This is a genomic window from Sphingomonas sp. BL-S-25, from assembly GCF_055521555.1.
The window spans coordinates 3,459,005-3,474,309 of the sequence record NZ_CM145486.1 but is presented as its reverse complement, the minus strand read 5'-3'; the positions used below and the strand labels follow the sequence as shown (position 1 = coordinate 3,474,309).

At 66.7% G+C, this 15,305-nt stretch carries 12 protein-coding genes; 6 read left to right on the top strand and 6 right to left on the bottom strand.

The features are described from left to right. Window positions 1-2 precede the first annotated feature (2 nt). The 3 genes from mce to ACZ1H8_RS16840 are packed head-to-tail and all read right to left on the bottom strand — an operon-like array spanning window position 3 to window position 3,177. Window positions 3-422, bottom strand: coding sequence for a methylmalonyl-CoA epimerase (gene mce, locus ACZ1H8_RS16850; RefSeq protein ID WP_465178345.1), 420 nt, complete (start codon window positions 420-422; stop codon window positions 3-5). Then, window positions 422-1,606 carry an acetyl-CoA C-acyltransferase gene (locus ACZ1H8_RS16845; RefSeq protein WP_465178344.1) on the bottom strand — a complete coding sequence of 395 codons (1,185 nt, stop codon included), beginning with the start codon at window positions 1,604-1,606 and terminating at the stop codon, window positions 422-424. Before ACZ1H8_RS16845 ends, mce begins: the two co-directional genes overlap by 1 nt. Window positions 1,607-1,650: 44 nt before the next feature. Beyond that, window positions 1,651-3,177 (bottom strand): acyl-CoA carboxylase subunit beta, encoded by a 1,527-nt coding sequence (locus ACZ1H8_RS16840; RefSeq protein WP_110149235.1) that lies wholly within the window; start codon window positions 3,175-3,177, stop codon window positions 1,651-1,653. A gap of 123 nt (window positions 3,178-3,300) precedes the next feature. On the opposite strand from ACZ1H8_RS16840, the gene ACZ1H8_RS16835 reads away from it, so the two are divergent. Beyond that, window positions 3,301-4,674 (top strand): helix-turn-helix domain-containing protein, encoded by a 1,374-nt coding sequence (locus ACZ1H8_RS16835; protein ID WP_465178343.1) that lies wholly within the window; start codon window positions 3,301-3,303, stop codon window positions 4,672-4,674. Window positions 4,675-4,884: 210 nt separating this feature from the next. On the opposite strand, the gene ACZ1H8_RS16830 is transcribed toward ACZ1H8_RS16835, so the two are convergent. After that, complete coding sequence (locus tag ACZ1H8_RS16830) at window positions 4,885-6,108, bottom strand: NAD(P)/FAD-dependent oxidoreductase (protein ID WP_465178341.1); 1,224 nt, start codon at window positions 6,106-6,108, stop codon at window positions 4,885-4,887. Next, window positions 6,105-6,887 (bottom strand): enoyl-CoA hydratase-related protein, encoded by a 783-nt coding sequence (locus ACZ1H8_RS16825; protein WP_465178340.1) that lies wholly within the window; start codon window positions 6,885-6,887, stop codon window positions 6,105-6,107. The genes ACZ1H8_RS16830 and ACZ1H8_RS16825 overlap by 4 nt, the downstream gene beginning before the upstream one ends. A 111-nt stretch (window positions 6,888-6,998) precedes the next feature. Between ACZ1H8_RS16825 and ACZ1H8_RS16820 the strand changes: the two genes are divergently transcribed. Beyond that, window positions 6,999-7,280, top strand: coding sequence for a hypothetical protein (locus tag ACZ1H8_RS16820; RefSeq protein WP_465178339.1), 282 nt, complete (start codon window positions 6,999-7,001; stop codon window positions 7,278-7,280). A 21-nt stretch (window positions 7,281-7,301) separates the two neighbouring features. Here ACZ1H8_RS16820 and rtcR read toward each other — a convergent pair whose 3' ends face one another. Continuing rightward, complete coding sequence (gene rtcR / locus ACZ1H8_RS16815) at window positions 7,302-8,903, bottom strand: RNA repair transcriptional activator RtcR (protein ID WP_465178338.1); 1,602 nt, start codon at window positions 8,901-8,903, stop codon at window positions 7,302-7,304. Between the two features lie 269 nt (window positions 8,904-9,172). Here rtcR and ACZ1H8_RS16810 point away from each other — a divergent pair, with 269 nt between their 5' ends. The 4 genes from ACZ1H8_RS16810 (at window position 9,173) to rtcA (ending at window position 14,503) form a co-directional block, all read left to right on the top strand. Next, window positions 9,173-10,720, top strand: a complete 1,548-nt coding sequence (locus ACZ1H8_RS16810) for a vWA domain-containing protein (RefSeq protein WP_465178337.1) — start codon at window positions 9,173-9,175, stop codon at window positions 10,718-10,720. Window positions 10,721-11,329: 609 nt separating this feature from the next. Further along, window positions 11,330-12,556 (top strand): RtcB family protein, encoded by a 1,227-nt coding sequence (locus tag ACZ1H8_RS16805; RefSeq protein WP_465178336.1) that lies wholly within the window; start codon window positions 11,330-11,332, stop codon window positions 12,554-12,556. Window positions 12,557-12,558: 2 nt separating this feature from the next. Next, window positions 12,559-13,155: a hypothetical protein gene (locus ACZ1H8_RS16800; RefSeq protein ID WP_465178335.1), complete on the top strand. Its 597-nt coding sequence runs from the start codon at window positions 12,559-12,561 to the stop codon at window positions 13,153-13,155. A gap of 328 nt (window positions 13,156-13,483) precedes the next feature. Beyond that, window positions 13,484-14,503: an RNA 3'-terminal phosphate cyclase gene (gene rtcA / locus ACZ1H8_RS16795; protein ID WP_465178334.1), complete on the top strand. Its 1,020-nt coding sequence runs from the start codon at window positions 13,484-13,486 to the stop codon at window positions 14,501-14,503. The last annotated feature ends 802 nt before the right edge of the window (window positions 14,504-15,305 follow it).

The window sequence follows — 15,305 nt, the reverse complement described above, 5'->3', positions numbered from 1 at the left end:
TCTCAATGCTCGCCACGGGGGGTCTCCATGATCTCGGTCAGCACGCCGCCCATGTCCCTGGGGTGGACGAAGAAGATCGGCGTCCCATGCGCGCCGATGCGGGGCTCGCCCAGCACCTTCGCGCCCTTGGCTTCGAGCCAGGCCTTGGCCTCGGCGATGTCAGGCACTTCATAGCAGAGATGATGCTGGCCGCCGGCCGGATTCTTCGCCAGGAAACCGTGGATGGGAGACCCCTCGCCCAGCGGTTCGATCAACTCGATCTGGCTGTTCGGCGTGTCGACGAAACAGACCTTCACCCCCTGTGCAGGAAGGTCGAACGGCTCGCGGATCACCTCGGCGCCCATCACGTCGCGGTAGAAGGCGATCGATCGCTCGATCGACGGCGTCGCGACGCCGACATGGTTGAGGCGGCCCAGCTTCATCAGATCAGCTCCACCGCCATCGCCGTCGCCTCGCCGCCGCCGATGCACAGCGCGGCCACGCCGCGCTTGCCGCCGGTCTTCTGCAGCGCCGCGATCAGCGTCGCGAGGATGCGCGCGCCCGATGCACCGATCGGATGGCCCATCGCGGTCGCCCCGCCATGGATGTTCACCTTGTCGTGCGGGATGCCCAGGTCGCGCATCGCGAACATGGTGACGCAGGCAAACGCCTCGTTGATCTCGAACAGGTCGACATCGCCGACGCTCCATCCGGTCTTCGCCAGCAGCTTCTCGATCGCGCCGACCGGCGCGGTGGTGAAATGCGCCGGCAGCCGTGCATGCGCGGTGTGACCGACGATGCGGGCGACCGGCTTCAGCCCCTTGGCCTCGGCAACCGAGGCCCGCGCCAGCACCAGCGCGGCCGCGCCATCGGAGATCGAGCTGGCGTTTGCGGCGGTGATCGTGCCGTCCTTGGCAAAGGCAGGACGCAGGGTCGGGATCTTCGAGGGGTCACCCTTCAGCGGCTGCTCGTCCTTGTCGACCGTCTCGAACCCCTTGCGGGTCTTGACCTCGACCGCGACGATCTCGCCGTCGAAGGCGCCCGAACTCTGCGCCTTCTGCGCGCGGGTCAGCGATTCGATCGCATAATCGTCCTGCGCCTGGCGGGTGAGCCGATATTCGCCCGCGGTCGCCTCGGCGAAGACGCCCATCGCCTTGCCGGGCTCATAGGCATCCTCGAGCCCGTCGAGCATCATGTGGTCATAGACGGTGTCGTGCCCGATCCGCGCGCCCGCGCGGTGCTTCTTCGAAAGGTACGGCGCGTTCGACATGCTTTCCATGCCGCCCGCGACGATGATGTCGCTGGTGCCCGCGGCGATCGCGTCGGCGGCCATCATCGCCGCCTTCATCCCGCTGCCGCACATCTTGTTGACCGTGGTCGCCTCGACATGATCGGGCAGGCCCGCGCCGCGCGCCGCCTGGCGGGCCGGCGCCTGGCCCAGGCCCGCGGGGAGCACGCAGCCCATATAGCAGCGCTCGACATCCTGGGGGTCGACGCCGGCACGCTCGACCGCGGCCTTCACCGCGGTCGCGCCCAGCTCGGTCGCGGTCGCGCCCGACAGGCTGCCCTGGAAGCTGCCCATCGGCGTGCGGGCATAGGAAAGGATGACGACGGAATCGGTGCTCATTACTCGGTCCTTCACAGACCCCTTCGCGGCGGAAGGGGCGGGCATCACAGCGGGATGTTGTCGTGCTTCTTCCACGGGTTCTCGAGCTTCTTGTTGCGAAGCTTGCGCAGGCCCAGCGCGATCCGCCGGCGGGTCGAATGCGGCATGATCACCTCGTCGATGAAGCCCTTGCTGGCGGCAACGAACGGATTGGCGAAGCGTGCCTCATATTCCGCGGTCTTCTCGGCGATTTCCTCGGGCGTGCGGCCGCGGAAGATGATCTCGACCGCGCCCTTGGCGCCCATCACCGCGATCTCGGCGGTCGGCCACGCATAGTTGAGATCGCCGCGCAGATGCTTCGACGCCATGACGTCATAGGCGCCGCCATAGGCCTTGCGCGTGATGACGGTGATCTTCGGCACGGTCGCCTCGGCATAGGCGAACAAGAGCTTTGCACCGTGCTTGATGATGCCCGAATGCTCCTGGCCGACGCCCGGCAGGAAGCCCGGCACATCGACGAAGGTGACGATCGGAATCTCGAACGCGTCACAGAAGCGCACGAAGCGCGCCGCCTTCTTCGACGAATTGATGTCGAGGCACCCGGCCAGCACCATCGGCTGGTTGGCGACGACGCCGACGGTCCGTCCCTCGATCCGGCCGAACCCGATGATGATGTTGGCCGCATGCGCCGGCTGCAATTCGAAGAAGTCGCCCTCGTCCAGCGTCTTCCGGATCAGCTCGTGCATGTCGTAGGGCTGGTTGGCGCTGGGCGGGATCAGCGTGTCGAGGCTGTCCTCGATCCGGTCCCACGGATCGTGGCAAGGCCGCTCCGGCGCGCGCTCGCGGTTCGACGCGGGCAGGAAGTCGATGAAGTCGCGCGCCGCCAGCAGCGCCTCGATATCATTCTCCAGCGCGAGGTCCGCGACCGACGACCGCGTCGTGTGCGTTACTGCGCCGCCCAGTTCCTCCTGGGTCACTACCTCGTTGGTCACGGTCTTCACCACATCGGGGCCGGTGACGAACATGTAGGAGGAGTCCTTCACCATGAAGATGAAGTCGGTCATCGCCGGCGAATAGACCGCACCGCCCGCGCACGGGCCCATGATCAGGCTGAGCTGCGGCACCACGCCGGACGCCAGCACGTTGCGCTGGAACACCTCGGCATAGCCGCCCAGGCTGGCGACGCCTTCCTGGATGCGCGCGCCGCCCGAATCGTTCAGCCCGATCACCGGTGCGCCGACCTTCAGCGCCATGTCCATGATCTTGCAGATCTTCTGCGCATGGCGTTCGGACAAGGATCCGCCGAACACGGTGAAGTCCTGGCTGAACACGAACACCAGCCGGCCGTTGATCGTGCCGCTGCCGGTGACGACGCCGTCGCCCGGAACGATCTGGTCGGGCATGCCGAAATCGACGCAATTATGCTCGACATACATGTCGAGCTCCTCGAACGAACCCTCGTCGAGCAGCACCTCGACCCGCTCGCGCGCGGTCAGCTTGCCCTTGGCGTGCTGCGCGGCGACACGCTTTTCCCCGCCACCCGCGCGGGCGGCCTCGCGGCGGCGTTCCAGTTCTTCGATCGTCGAGGACAAGGGCGGTCTCCGGCTGGCCAAAGCCTGCCCGTTTCACAGCTTGCACCGCGGCGCAACTGTGATGTTGCAAACCTGCCGATGGAAGGTTTGCAAAGTGCGGCGGCCGGTCGTACCTCCTGACCCATGTCGACCCGCCGCATCTTCGCCGGACATCTGGTGCGCGAGCTTCGCACCCGGCTGGCGCTGAGCCAGGCGGAGATGGCGGCGCGGCTGCGCATCTCGGTCAGCTATCTGTCGCAGATCGAGAATGGCGACCGACCGATCACGCCTGCGGTGCTGGGCGCGCTGGGTGAAGCCTTTCCCACCGACTGGGCGACGATCGACCCGCAGGAGGAAACCTCGCTGCTGATCGAGGGCGTCGAGGCCGCGGGCGACCCCAGCGTTCCCGATGGCGCGATCGGTCAGGAGGCAGTCCAGCGCGGCGTGAAGCAGCAGCCGCAGCTCGTGCGGCGGATGGTCGCGCTGCACGCCGCCTATCGAAGGTCGCAGGACCAGTTGCGGGTGCTCGACGACCGGTTCGAGACCGGCGAGGCGCGCCTGCCCTGGGACGAGGTGCGCGACTGGTTTCACACCGAGCGCAACTATGTCGACCCGATCGACCGCGAGGCGGAGCGGATTGCGGACGATGTCGGCGAAGGGCAACGCGCGATCGAGGCGCGACTGGCCGAGCGCCACGGGGTGCGCGTCGAGGTCGGCGGGGCAAAGCTGCGCGCCTATGATCCCGAAGCGCGGGTGCTGCAGCTCGACCCGTCACAGGCGCCGGAGACCCATGTGTTCAGCCTGGCGCACCAGCTCGCCCGGCTGGAGTTCGCCGAACTGATCCGCGACATCGCGCATCGCGGCATCGATTCCGCGGCCGGACGCGAGCTGCTGTCAGCCGGCCTCGCCAACTATGCCGCCGGCGCGCTGGTGATGCCCTATGCCCGGTTCCGCACAGCTGCACGCGAACTGCGCCACGATATCGACCGGCTGCGCCAGCGTTTCGGCACCAGCTTCGAACAGACCTGTCACCGGCTGTCGACGCTGCAGCGCCCTGGCGCGGCGGGCATCCCCTTCTTCTTCTGCCGCGTCGACATGGCGGGGAACATCACCAAGCGGCATTCGGCCACCCGCCTGCAATTCGCCCGCTTCGGCGGCGCCTGCCCGCTCTGGGTCGTGCACGAGGCGGTGGCGATCCCCGACCGCATCCTGGTCCAGCTGGCCGAAACGCCCGACGGCGTGCGCTATGTCTCGATGGCCAAGGGGCTGGTCAAACCCTCGGGCAGCTATACCCGCCCGCCGCGACGCTACGCCGTGGCGCTGGGCTGCGAGGAGAGCCACGCGCCCGACTTCATCTATGCCGACGGCCTGCGCACCGACGGCATCGCGACGCCGATCGGCACCAGCTGCCGCATCTGCCCCCGCACCGACTGCGACCAGCGCGCCTTCCCGCCCGCCGGCAGCGAGATCCGCATCGACCCGGACGCCCGCGGCCCGGTGCCCTACGGGTTCCGCTAATCTCCTCCCTCGGGGAGGGGGACCGCGCCCGTAGGGCGTGGTGGAGGGGGCATGCGATGCGTGATATTCCAAACGCACCGTCAAGGTCAGCCGCCCCCTCCACCATGCTACGCATGGTTCCCCTCCCCTGCCTCGCGAAGGAGGACAGGTGTGGCGCAAACCGCTTGTCCAACGCCACCTAGGGAGACTCGGTTACGAGCCTCCCCAAGTTCACCCCACCATCTCCTTCAACGGCACCGTCGCATCCGCCAGCCGTGCCGGATCGATCACAGCTCCCTCGACAACCAGCTTGCGCCCCTGGACATAATCCTTGGTCGCGTTGACGCAGTCGAGCGCAATCACCCTGCCCTCGCGCAGATAGATCACCGAGAAGCTGCGCGCCGCGATGTCCCCGCGTACGACGGTCGCGTCATAGCCGATCGACAGGCCGACGGTCTGGAGACGCAGGTCATACTGGTTCGACCAGAACCACGGCACAGCATCGTAATCGGTCTCAATGCCCAGGATCGACTTCGCCGCCACCGTCGCCTGGTCATTGGCGTTCTGGACCGATTCCAGCCGGACCGCCTTGCCCTCGGCAAATCGGTTCGAATGCTGCGCACAATCGCCGACCGCATAGATGTCGGGCAGCGAGGTGCGGCACTGGCCGTCGACCGTCACGCCATTCCCGCCCAGCGCGCCCGCGTCGATCAGCGGCTGGACCGCCGGCACGATGCCGATGCCGACGATCACCATGTCAGCGGGCACCATCGACCCGTCGGCCAGGCGCACGCCGGTCACCTTGTCGTCCCCCTCGACGCAGTCGACTGTCACGCCCAGCCGGATCTCGACGCCGTGCGCGCGATGCTCGGCCTCGTAGAAGCGCGACAGCGGCTCCCCCGCGACCCGCGCCAGCACCCGGTCCAGCGCTTCCAACACCACAACCTGCTTGCCGAACTTGTTCAGCACCGCCGCCGCCTCGAGCCCGATATAGCCGCCGCCGATCACGACCACGCGCGAGACCTGGTCCAATTCGGCGAGCATGCGGTCGGCATCCGCGCGCGTCCGCACGGTGTGCAGCCCCCTCAGATGATGCCCGCCGCACGGCAGTTCGCGCGGCGCGCCGCCGGTTGCCCAAATCAGCGCGCCATAGCCGATCGTCTCGCCATCGGCGGTCGTCACCGTCTTGCCCGCCGGATCGACCGACACGACACGGCGACCCAGCAGCATCGCCACCTGCCGCTCCTCCCAGAAGGCGGCGGGGCGGATCAGGATGCGCTCGAACGCCTTTTCGCCGGAGAAATATTCCTTCGACAGCGGCGGGCGCTCATAGGGGATTTCGGGCTCTTCGCCGATCATCGCGATCGTCCCGGCGAACTTGTTCTGGCGCAGCGCGATCGCTGCCTGCGCGCCGGCGTGACCGGCACCGACGATCAGCACGTCATACTGGGTCATTTGCCGCGGAACTCCGGTGTGCGCTTCTGGAGAAAGGCAGCGACGCCTTCGCGGAAATCCTCGGTCCGCGCGGCGATCGACTGGTGCGATGCCTCGATCTCCAGCGTCTGCTCGAACGTGCCCGACAGCGCGGCGGCGACCTGCTTGCGGATCAGCCCCAGCGCGACCGTCGGCTTCGCCGCCAGCCGGCGCGCATAATCCAGCGCAGTGCCCATCAACGCCTCGTCATCGACGACGCGCGTGACCAGCCCGGCGTCCAGCGCGTCGTCCGCGGGCAGCTTCTCGCCAAGCAGCGCCATCTCCAGCACCTTGGCGCGTCCGGCCGCCTTGGCGATCAGCCAGGTACCGCCGGCATCGGGGACCAGCCCGATATTGGCGAAGGCGAGCAGCAGATAAGCCGAGCGCGCCATGACGATGATGTCGCCGCCCAGCGCGATCGACGCCCCCGCCCCGGCGGCCGGGCCGTTGATCGCGGTGACGACCGGCACGGGCAGGTCGGCGAAGGTCCGCATCATCGGGTTATAGTGAAGCCGCAGCGATTCGCCGGGCTCGAGCTGGGTGTCGCCGCCCCGGCCGGACAGATCGGCGCCCGAACAGAAGGCGCGTCCCTCGCCGGTCAGCAGGATCGCCCGCGCGCCTTCGTCCACTGCCTGTTTCAGCGTCGCCGCGATCAGGTCGAGCATCGGATAGGTTACCGCATTCAGCCGATCGGGCCGGTTCAGCCGGACGATGGCGACATCGCCATCCCTCTCCAGCACTACCGTCGGGGCGTCGCTCATCCGGGCTCTCCTCATCTGATTTCGTGCCGAGCTAGTCCGGGCGATGCGATGCGGCAAGCGGGTTGACCCGATCCTGCTGGCAAGCGTGCTCCTCGAAGCTAAACTGAGGCAATGATCGAAGAACCGCAGAACGATCGGCAGCAGCTGCTGACCGACCTAATGACGATGACCGCGATCCTGATCGCCGTCGTGGCGTCTGCGCTGATGGTCGCCCCGGTGGCAGGCATGCGCTTCGCGTTCGGGAACGGCCGCTTGCTCACCATCACACTGACCGTCATCTGGCTCGCTTGCGTAACGCTGGTAATCCGGCGGCAACGACGCTGGTGGCTTTTGCTGACCGCAATTCTGGTTCTCGGCCCCTGGCTCATGCCCACGCCGCTATTTGGAGCCTGACTCGCCGGCACCTGCCTCTGATCAATCTTCCGCCAGCGCGCTCCAGTCCAGCCCGAAGCGCGCGAGATATTTGCGCAGCCGATCCGCATCGTTGGTCGAGGCACGCTGGGTGCGCGATGCAGCGAACAGCGTCCGCCCCGCCGCCGACAGCGAGCGACTGGCGCGGCAGGTCGCGACGACATGGGCAAGCTGGACCCGGTCGAACGGGTCGAGCGCCTCCAGCGCCTCGCGCGACAGCAAGGCGGCAAGCCCGTCATCGGCCTGCCCCGCCGCAGCTCCCGGCCATAGCCGCCGCAGCCGCGCGATCTCGGCGTCGACCCCGGCCACATCGATCCGCCCCTTGGGACTGAAGGTCGCCATCCGCGTCACGCTGGCCGCCAGGTCGCGGAAATTGCCCGGCCAGGGCGCGTCGGCCCCGGTCGCGAAGGCGAGATAGCGCTCTCGCGCCTCGCGGTTGAACGTCACCCGGTCGCCCTCGCGCTCGGCATAGCGGTCCAGTTCGTAATCGAGATTGGGCTCGATATCCTCGCGCCGCTCGGCCAGCCCGGGCAGCGCGAAGGTCCACAGGTTGAGCCGCGCATACAGGTCCTCGCGGAACGTCCCCTCGCCGACGCAGGCCGCCAGGTCGCGATTGGTGCCGGCGATCAGCTGGAAGTCGCTTGCCACCTCTCGATCGGCGCCGACCGGCAGGAAGCGCTTCTCCTCGATCGCGCGCAGGATCATCGCCTGCTCGTCCAGCCCCAGCTCGCCAATCTCGTCGAGGAACAGCATGCCGGTGTCCGCGGTGCGCAGCAGCCCCGGCCGGTCGGCGGTCGCGCCGGTGAAGGCGCCGCGCTTGTGCCCGAACAGGGCCGACATCGCGCTGTCGCCCTTCAGCGTGGCGCAGTTCACCTCGACGAACGGCCCCTTAACCTGATGCTTCACGCGCTTCAGGTCATGGATGCGCCGCGCCAACTGGCTCTTGCCCGCCCCGGTCGGACCCATCAGCAGCACCGGCGCACGGCTGCGGATCGCGACCTGCTCGATCTCGTCGATCATCCTGTTGAACGCGGCGTTGCGCGTCTCGATGCCCGATTTGAGAAACGAGGCGCCCTCGGCACGGTCGACCGCAAAGCGGGTCGAGATGCTGTCATAGCGCGACAGGTCGAGGTCGATCACCGTCCAGCGCCCCGGCGCGGCGCCGCCTTCGCTGAGCTTGGCCGGCTGGGTCTGGAGCAGCTTGCCCGGCAGGTAATTCGCCTCGGTCAGCAGGAACAGGCAGATCTGGGCGACGTGCGTGCCGGTTGTGATGTGGATCAGATAATCCTCGGCCTCCGGGTCGAACGGATAGCTGCGCGCGAAGTCGAGCAGCGCCCCATAGACTTCCTCGAAGTCCCAGGGGTCTTTCAGGTTCATCACCTGCGGCACCACCGTCGTTTCGGGCGAGACCGATGCGATATCCTCCGCCACCCACTCGGCAAGGCGGCCGTGCGCCTCGCCATGCAGCAGCACGAACCGATCGACGCGCAGATCCTCGTGCATCGTCAGCGCCACCGATGGGCGCCACTTGTTCCAGCGCGACGGTCCGACCTTCGCTGCGTCTAGCGTCGAGCCGAGAAAGCCGATTACGGTAAGCGGGCGCATCCCTATCCTGTCGTATAAAATACGATCCCTGTCGATAGATATTTGCCAAGCCGGCCGCTCGCTGTCCAACAATCAATCTTCGCCACTTCAACGTTTTTATTCTTTACGATCATTACCTTACCAATTGCACGACCGCTGCATCCGGCAAACTGGCACGCTGCCTGCAATGCTGAGGACGTCCCGGCACAATCGGCCGGGCGGCGGGACCAAGGGGCGGCTGGAACGGGCCGGCCGCCCCAGACGCCCCCAAGGATTGGAAAGGGATCGACATGGCCAACAAGAACCTCTTCGCCACCGCGGTCGCGGCGCTGTTCCCGGCGACCGACACGCGGAACCGCGAAGCGGCGCCGGCCTATGCCTATGGTCCGCAGGCGAAGCTCGCCCAGCTGGCCGCAACCGGCACGCTGAGCGACAGCTTCTATGCCGACGCCCAGACGCATCTGGCGGAGGCGCTGGAGGCGATCCGTGCGGTCGATCCGATGTTCGCGGCCAGGGCGGCGGTCTATGCGCGTCGCTCGGGCGCGATGAAGGACATGCCGACGCTGATCGCCGCGCATCTGACGGTTGCCGATCCGGACCTGTCGGTCCGGGTGTTCGACCGCGTGATCGACAATGGGCGCATGCTGCGGAACTTCGTGCAGATCCTGCGCTCGGGTCGGGTCGGGCGGCGTTCGCTCGGCTCGCGGCCGAAGCGGCTGGTCCAGAACTGGCTGGAACGCGCATCGATGGCGCAGCTGATGGCGGCGGCCACCGGCAACGATCCGTCGCTGGCGGATATCGTCCGGATGGTCCACCCCAAGCCTGCGGATGCGCAGCGTCGCGCCTTTTACGGCTGGCTGATCGGCAAGCCCTATGATGTCGCCGCATTGCCGGCCGAGATCGCCGGGTTCGAGGCGTGGAAGCGGGATCCCTCGCTGCCGCTGCCCGAAGTGCCGTTCGAATGGCTGACCGCCTTCCCGCTCTCGGCCGAGCAGTGGGGCGTGCTTGCCGGCCGCATGGGCTGGCAGGCGCTGCGGATGAACCTGAACACCCTGGCGCGCAACGGCGCGTTCGCGGTGGAGGGCGTGTCCGCGGCGGTGGCGCAGCGGCTGGCCGATCCCGATGCGATCGCCCGGTCGCGAGTCCTGCCCTATCAGCTGATGGTGGCGCTGGGCTCGGCGAACGTAGCGGTTCCGCTGAAGGTACAGGCGGCGCTGGAGGATGCGCTCGACATCGCGGTGTCGCGCGTGCCGAAGGTGGCAGGCAGGATCGTCGTATGTCCGGACGTCTCGGGCTCGATGAGCTCGCCGGCGACCGGTTATCGCAAGGGCGCCTCGTCCAAGGTGCGATGCATCGATGTCGCGGCCCTGGTCTCGGCGGCGATGCTGCGGACCAATGCGCAGGCTCGGGTGATGCCGTTCGAGGTGCGGGTCAAGCCTGTCCGGCTGGACCGGCATGCGCGGCTCGCGGTCAATGCGGCGGCGCTTGCAGGCCTTGGCGGCGGCGGGACCAACGTCTCGGCTCCGCTGGCGAAGCTGAACGCCGAAGGGGCGTCGGTCGATCTGGTGATCATCGTCTCGGACAATGAATCCTGGGTCGATGCGAGCCGGTCGGGCGCCACGCAGACGATGCGCGAATGGGATCAGCTGAAGCGGCGCAATCCGCAGGCGAAGCTGGTCTGCATCGACATCCAGCCGCACGGGACCACCCAGGCGGCCGGGCGTCCGGAGATCCTGAATGTCGGAGGCTTCTCCGACGCGGTGTTCGACACGATCGCACGCTTCGCCGCCGGCGACGCGAGCGACTGGGTCAGCATCATCGAACAGACGGAGGTATAGCAAGCAAGGCCGTGGCGAATGCTGGTGGGACTACATCCACCAAATGACAGGTCCGAAGAGTAAAGCGCCCGGGCAACCGGGAGATGCGGGTTCGAATCCCGTCGCTGGTACGTAGCTTAAGGACCGCCGTCTCACCGATCTCGTCGCCACGGCCCCATGATTTCGTTCCGGCAAATGCCGCGTTGGACTACATCCTGTCACGATGTCCCTTCGGGGGCCGTCCTTCGCATCTCTCGTTGCCGGAACCCAAGATACAGCTGGCGAATGCCGGCGGGACTACACTGTCAATCTCAAGGTCGGCGGTTCGAATCCGCCCGGGTCTCCGGCCCGTAGCTCAGTTGGACAGAGCGTGAGCGTCTCGCCAAACCCTTGTCGCCAGCATGCGACGCACTCCGGCAAATGCCGCGATGGACTACATCTTCCTACGATGTCCCTTCGGGGCCTCGTCCATCGCATTCCTCGTTGCCGGAACCGAACACACAAGCCGGCGAATGCCCGGCGGGACTACATGGTAAGGCCGCAAGGCCGGGCGGTTCAACTCCGCGCCGGAGCGATCCGGATGTCTCGCCAAACCTCGTCGCCGGCACCAGAAGGATCAAGGAGGTCGAGATGACCGAAGCTTTGTACGAGTACCAGCATGTCGAGGGCGGCGTGCCGATCAAGATGTGGACCCGTGGCGTGCCGGTCGAGGACCAGGCGCGCGAGCAGCTGAAGCGCGCGGCGCAGATGCCGTTCGTGTTCAGCCATGTCGCGGCGATGCCCGACGTCCATGTCGGCATCGGCGCGACCGTGGGCTCGGTGATCCCGACCAAGGGCGCGGTGATCCCGGCGGCGGTCGGCGTCGACATCGGCTGCGGCATGATGGCGGCGCGCACCTCGCTGGTCGCCAGCGACCTGCCCGACAATCTGGAGGGCATCCGCTCGGCGATCGAGCAGGCGGTGCCGCATGGCCGTTCGGTCGGCCGCGGCAAGCGCGATACCGGCTCCTGGGGGTCTCCGCCCCCGGCGATCGTCGAGGCCTGGGCCACGCTGGCACAGCGCTTCGACCGGCTGACCGATAGGCATCCGCGGTTGCGCAACACCAACAACCTCACGCATCTGGGGACGCTGGGTACCGGCAACCACTTTATCGAGCTGTGCCTGGATCAGGATCAGCGCGTGTGGATCATGCTGCATTCGGGCTCGCGCGGCGTCGGCAATGCGATCGGCACCTTCTTCATCGAACTGGCGAAGCAGGACATGCGCAAATGGCACATCAACCTGCCCGATCAGGACCTGGCCTATTTCCCGGAAGGGACCGACCATTTCGACGATTATGTCGAGGCGGTCGGCTGGGCCCAGGACTTCGCCGCGCTGAACCGCCGCACGATGATGACCAACGTCATCCGCGCGCTGCGGGGCCAGATCGCCAGGCCGTTCGACGCGGAGATGGAGGCGGTGAATTGCCACCACAACTATGTCCAGCGCGAGAGCCATTTCGGCCAGAACGTGCTCGTGACCCGCAAGGGCGCGGTGCGGGCGGCAAAGGGCGTGATGGGGATCATCCCGGGATCGATGGGCGCCAAGTCGTTCATCGTGCGCGGGCTGGGCAATCCGGAGTCGTTCGACAGCTGCTCGCACGGCGCGGGCCGGGTGATGAGCCGCACCGCGGCGAAGAAGCTGGTCTCGCTCGACGAGCATATCGCCGACACGGCGGGCGTCGAATGCCGCAAGGACGAAAGCGTCATCGACGAGACGCCGCGCGCCTACAAGCCGATCGAAGCCGTGATGGCCGCCCAGGCCGATCTGGTGGAGATCGTCCACACGCTGAAGCAGGTGGTTTGCGTAAAGGGCTAGCAATGAGTGACTTCACGTCATCCACCGAGGGCGCAGGTCCGGGATTTATCGCGCATCAAAGCGGTTGGTCCCGGACGACGCTGACCCGCGTCGAGGCACTGGATCCCCGCCTTCAGGCGGTGGCGAAGACGATACGCGCCACCTGCAACGTGTCCAATGGCGTGCAACTCCTCCAGTTCCAGATCCATCCCGATCCCACACTGACCGACTATTTCGATCACAATCGCATCGAGGCCGATTTCTTCTCCCACTTTTTCACCCACCCCGATGTTCGAAAGGCTTTCCCGAACATGCCGCAGCCTTCGGAAGCCATGCTTGGCTTCCATCACGAAAGCGGAAATCAAATCGCCGAAAGGCTCGAACGCGGGATTACGGATGGCGGCACGTATCGCAGCTTCAGGGGCAGCGCTGCTGACGCCGCAAAGTTGGTGGCGGACTTCGGCGCCGGCATCGGAGATCGTTTCTCCAGTGCCGGCGGTTGGGTGAGCGAGGAACGATGGAACGGCTGGTTTCGCGGCATGGGGTGGGACCGCAGTTTATTCTGGTTCGACCGCGGCACTCGCCTCGCGACCGTCCTGCTGACAACGGATACCGACTGAGATGAGCACAGCTATACCCGCCTCGGCGGTGACCGAGATTTCCCCCAAATCTTGAGGCGCGTCGATCTGCACGGCAGAGCTCGGATCAAAGGTGCCGCTCCCCGAGAGCAACCCACCCCTACCCCTCCCTTCCAGGGAGGGGAATGCGGCGGCGCCCGGCGAAACGGTCTCCCCTCCCTGGAAGTGAGGGGCTGGGGGTGGGTCGACCGCAGGTGGCGCACAACCCTGAAAGTCCGCCGCAACTGCCTGGCCAACCGCCACAACGTATAACGAGCAACCGCGCTCTCGTGCCGCGGACCAACACACTATTTCTGGACCTTGTGAATTCATGATCATCATCGACGGATCCGAAGGCGAAGGCGGCGGCCAGGTGGTGCGCAACAGCTGTGCGCTGTCACTGATCACCGGCACGCCCTTCCGCATCACCAACGTCCGCGGCGGGCGCGAAAAGCCCGGGTTGATGCGCCAGCATCTGACCGCAGTCGAGGCGGCGTGCCGCATCGGCGGCGCGAGCTGCGACGGGCTGGCGGTCGGCTCCAGCGAGATCGCCTTCACGCCCGGCACCGTCGTGCCCGGCGAATATCACTTCGCGGTCGGATCGGCGGGCAGCGCCGGGCTGGTGCTCCAGACGCTGCTGATGCCGCTGGCGCTGGCCGGCGGACCGTCGCGGCTGGTGCTGGAGGGCGGCACGCACAACATGCTGGCGCCTCCGTTCGACTTCATCGACCGCTGTTTCCTGCCGATCGTCAACCGCATGGGCCCGCGGATCGAGGCGCGGCTGATCCGCCACGGCTTCTACCCGCGCGGCGGCGGCCGGATCGAGGTCGACATCACCCCCGCCCCGCGCCTGACGCCGATCGACTGCCTCGACCGCGGCGCGCCGACCGGCGTGACGGCGTCGGCGGTGTTCGCCTCGCTGCCGTTCGAAATCGCCGACCGGATGCTGGCAACCGCCCGCTCGCGCCTGCCCGACTGGCCGGACAGCGCCTTTTCGGTGCGCCAGCTGCCCGAGGATCAGGGCCCCGGCACGATCCTGCTGCTCGAGGCGAGCTTCGAACATGCGACCGAGATCGTCAGCGGCTTCGGCAAGCTGGGCGTGTCGGCGGAATCGCTGGCGAAGAAGGCAGCGCAGCGCATGACCGGCTATCTCGCGTCGGACGCCTTTGCCGGCCCCTATCTGGCCGACCAACTCCTCCTGCCCTTCGCGCTGGCGGGCGGCGGCAGCTTCACCACGGTCAAACCCAGCCAGCACAGCCGCACCGCCGCCGACATCATCGAGCGGTTCACGGGGCGGATGTGCCGGTTCGATCAGGGGGAGACGGGGGTGTGGACGGTGCGGGTGCTGTGATGCCGGGCGGGGCTGACGCGTCTGGGTGTCGACCTGGTCGATCGAAATCCCGTGTTCCGGCGAAGGCCGGTCCCGGTCGCGACTGCCCCCGGCTCTCGCAAAAGCTCGCGATCACTCCGCTGCAATCTTCACCAAGGAACCAGAGCGAACTGAGCCATCATCGTCATTGATATCCAGAGTTTCCTGTCCGGTAGCGCCCTACTTGCGAACGTTGGCACAATCATGCAGCGTGCCTAGGGAAAGTTAAGGCTGTTTCCTTTCTTGCGCAGAATGAGGGGGCACTGTGTCTATAAGCCGGCTCGCCTTGATGTTTGTTTGCGGGATGGCAGGTGCCAACACCGAGGCATGTGCGCAGTTCGCCCCTCCCAATCCAGACGCATTCGTGCGCGTCGAAGATCAGCAACGCGCTCGTCTTCTTTGGAAACCCTGCGCTCAAGCCGACGAGGGGCGCGGCTGCTACCGCAGCGATGGTGGGCGATTGGTACGCGAGTCCCCGTGCAGCTACCAAATAGAGGCCGGGGTGATTGGGTTCGTAGCGACCGACCAATGCTACAAAATGGAAGCACCCCGTCGATATCGGGGTATCTGGATTGATGAATTCGAAGGACAGCAGTTCATACCCGAGGGAACGCAAGCACCAGAATGGCCGCGCGACGATCCTGGATCCCCTGACTGGCGACGAAAGGCCGACCAGGCAATTGCTGCTAGGATCTGGCTCGATGTCGAGCGCGCAAATCTGGCCCATAAGTGGCGACTAGGTCGTGTTGACAAAGTGGATTCCCAAACGACCTGATCTCTGATT

Bases quoted from the DNA above. Each gene is read 5' to 3' on its own strand.
- mce (WP_465178345.1), bottom strand. From the start codon at position 422: ATGAAGCTGGGCCGCCTCAACCATGTCGGCGTCGCGACGCCGTCGATC.
- ACZ1H8_RS16845 (WP_465178344.1), bottom strand. From the start codon at position 1,606: ATGAGCACCGATTCCGTCGTCATCCTTTCCTATGCCCGCACGCCGATG.
- ACZ1H8_RS16835 (WP_465178343.1), top strand. From the start codon at position 3,301: ATGTCGACCCGCCGCATCTTCGCCGGACATCTGGTGCGCGAGCTTCGC.
- ACZ1H8_RS16830 (WP_465178341.1), bottom strand. From the start codon at position 6,108: ATGACCCAGTATGACGTGCTGATCGTCGGTGCCGGTCACGCCGGCGCG.
- ACZ1H8_RS16825 (WP_465178340.1), bottom strand. From the start codon at position 6,887: ATGAGCGACGCCCCGACGGTAGTGCTGGAGAGGGATGGCGATGTCGCC.
- ACZ1H8_RS16820 (WP_465178339.1), top strand. From the start codon at position 6,999: ATGATCGAAGAACCGCAGAACGATCGGCAGCAGCTGCTGACCGACCTA.
- rtcR (WP_465178338.1), bottom strand. From the start codon at position 8,903: ATGCGCCCGCTTACCGTAATCGGCTTTCTCGGCTCGACGCTAGACGCA.
- ACZ1H8_RS16810 (WP_465178337.1), top strand. From the start codon at position 9,173: ATGGCCAACAAGAACCTCTTCGCCACCGCGGTCGCGGCGCTGTTCCCG.
- ACZ1H8_RS16805 (WP_465178336.1), top strand. From the start codon at position 11,330: ATGACCGAAGCTTTGTACGAGTACCAGCATGTCGAGGGCGGCGTGCCG.
- ACZ1H8_RS16800 (WP_465178335.1), top strand. From the start codon at position 12,559: ATGAGTGACTTCACGTCATCCACCGAGGGCGCAGGTCCGGGATTTATC.
- rtcA (WP_465178334.1), top strand. From the start codon at position 13,484: ATGATCATCATCGACGGATCCGAAGGCGAAGGCGGCGGCCAGGTGGTG.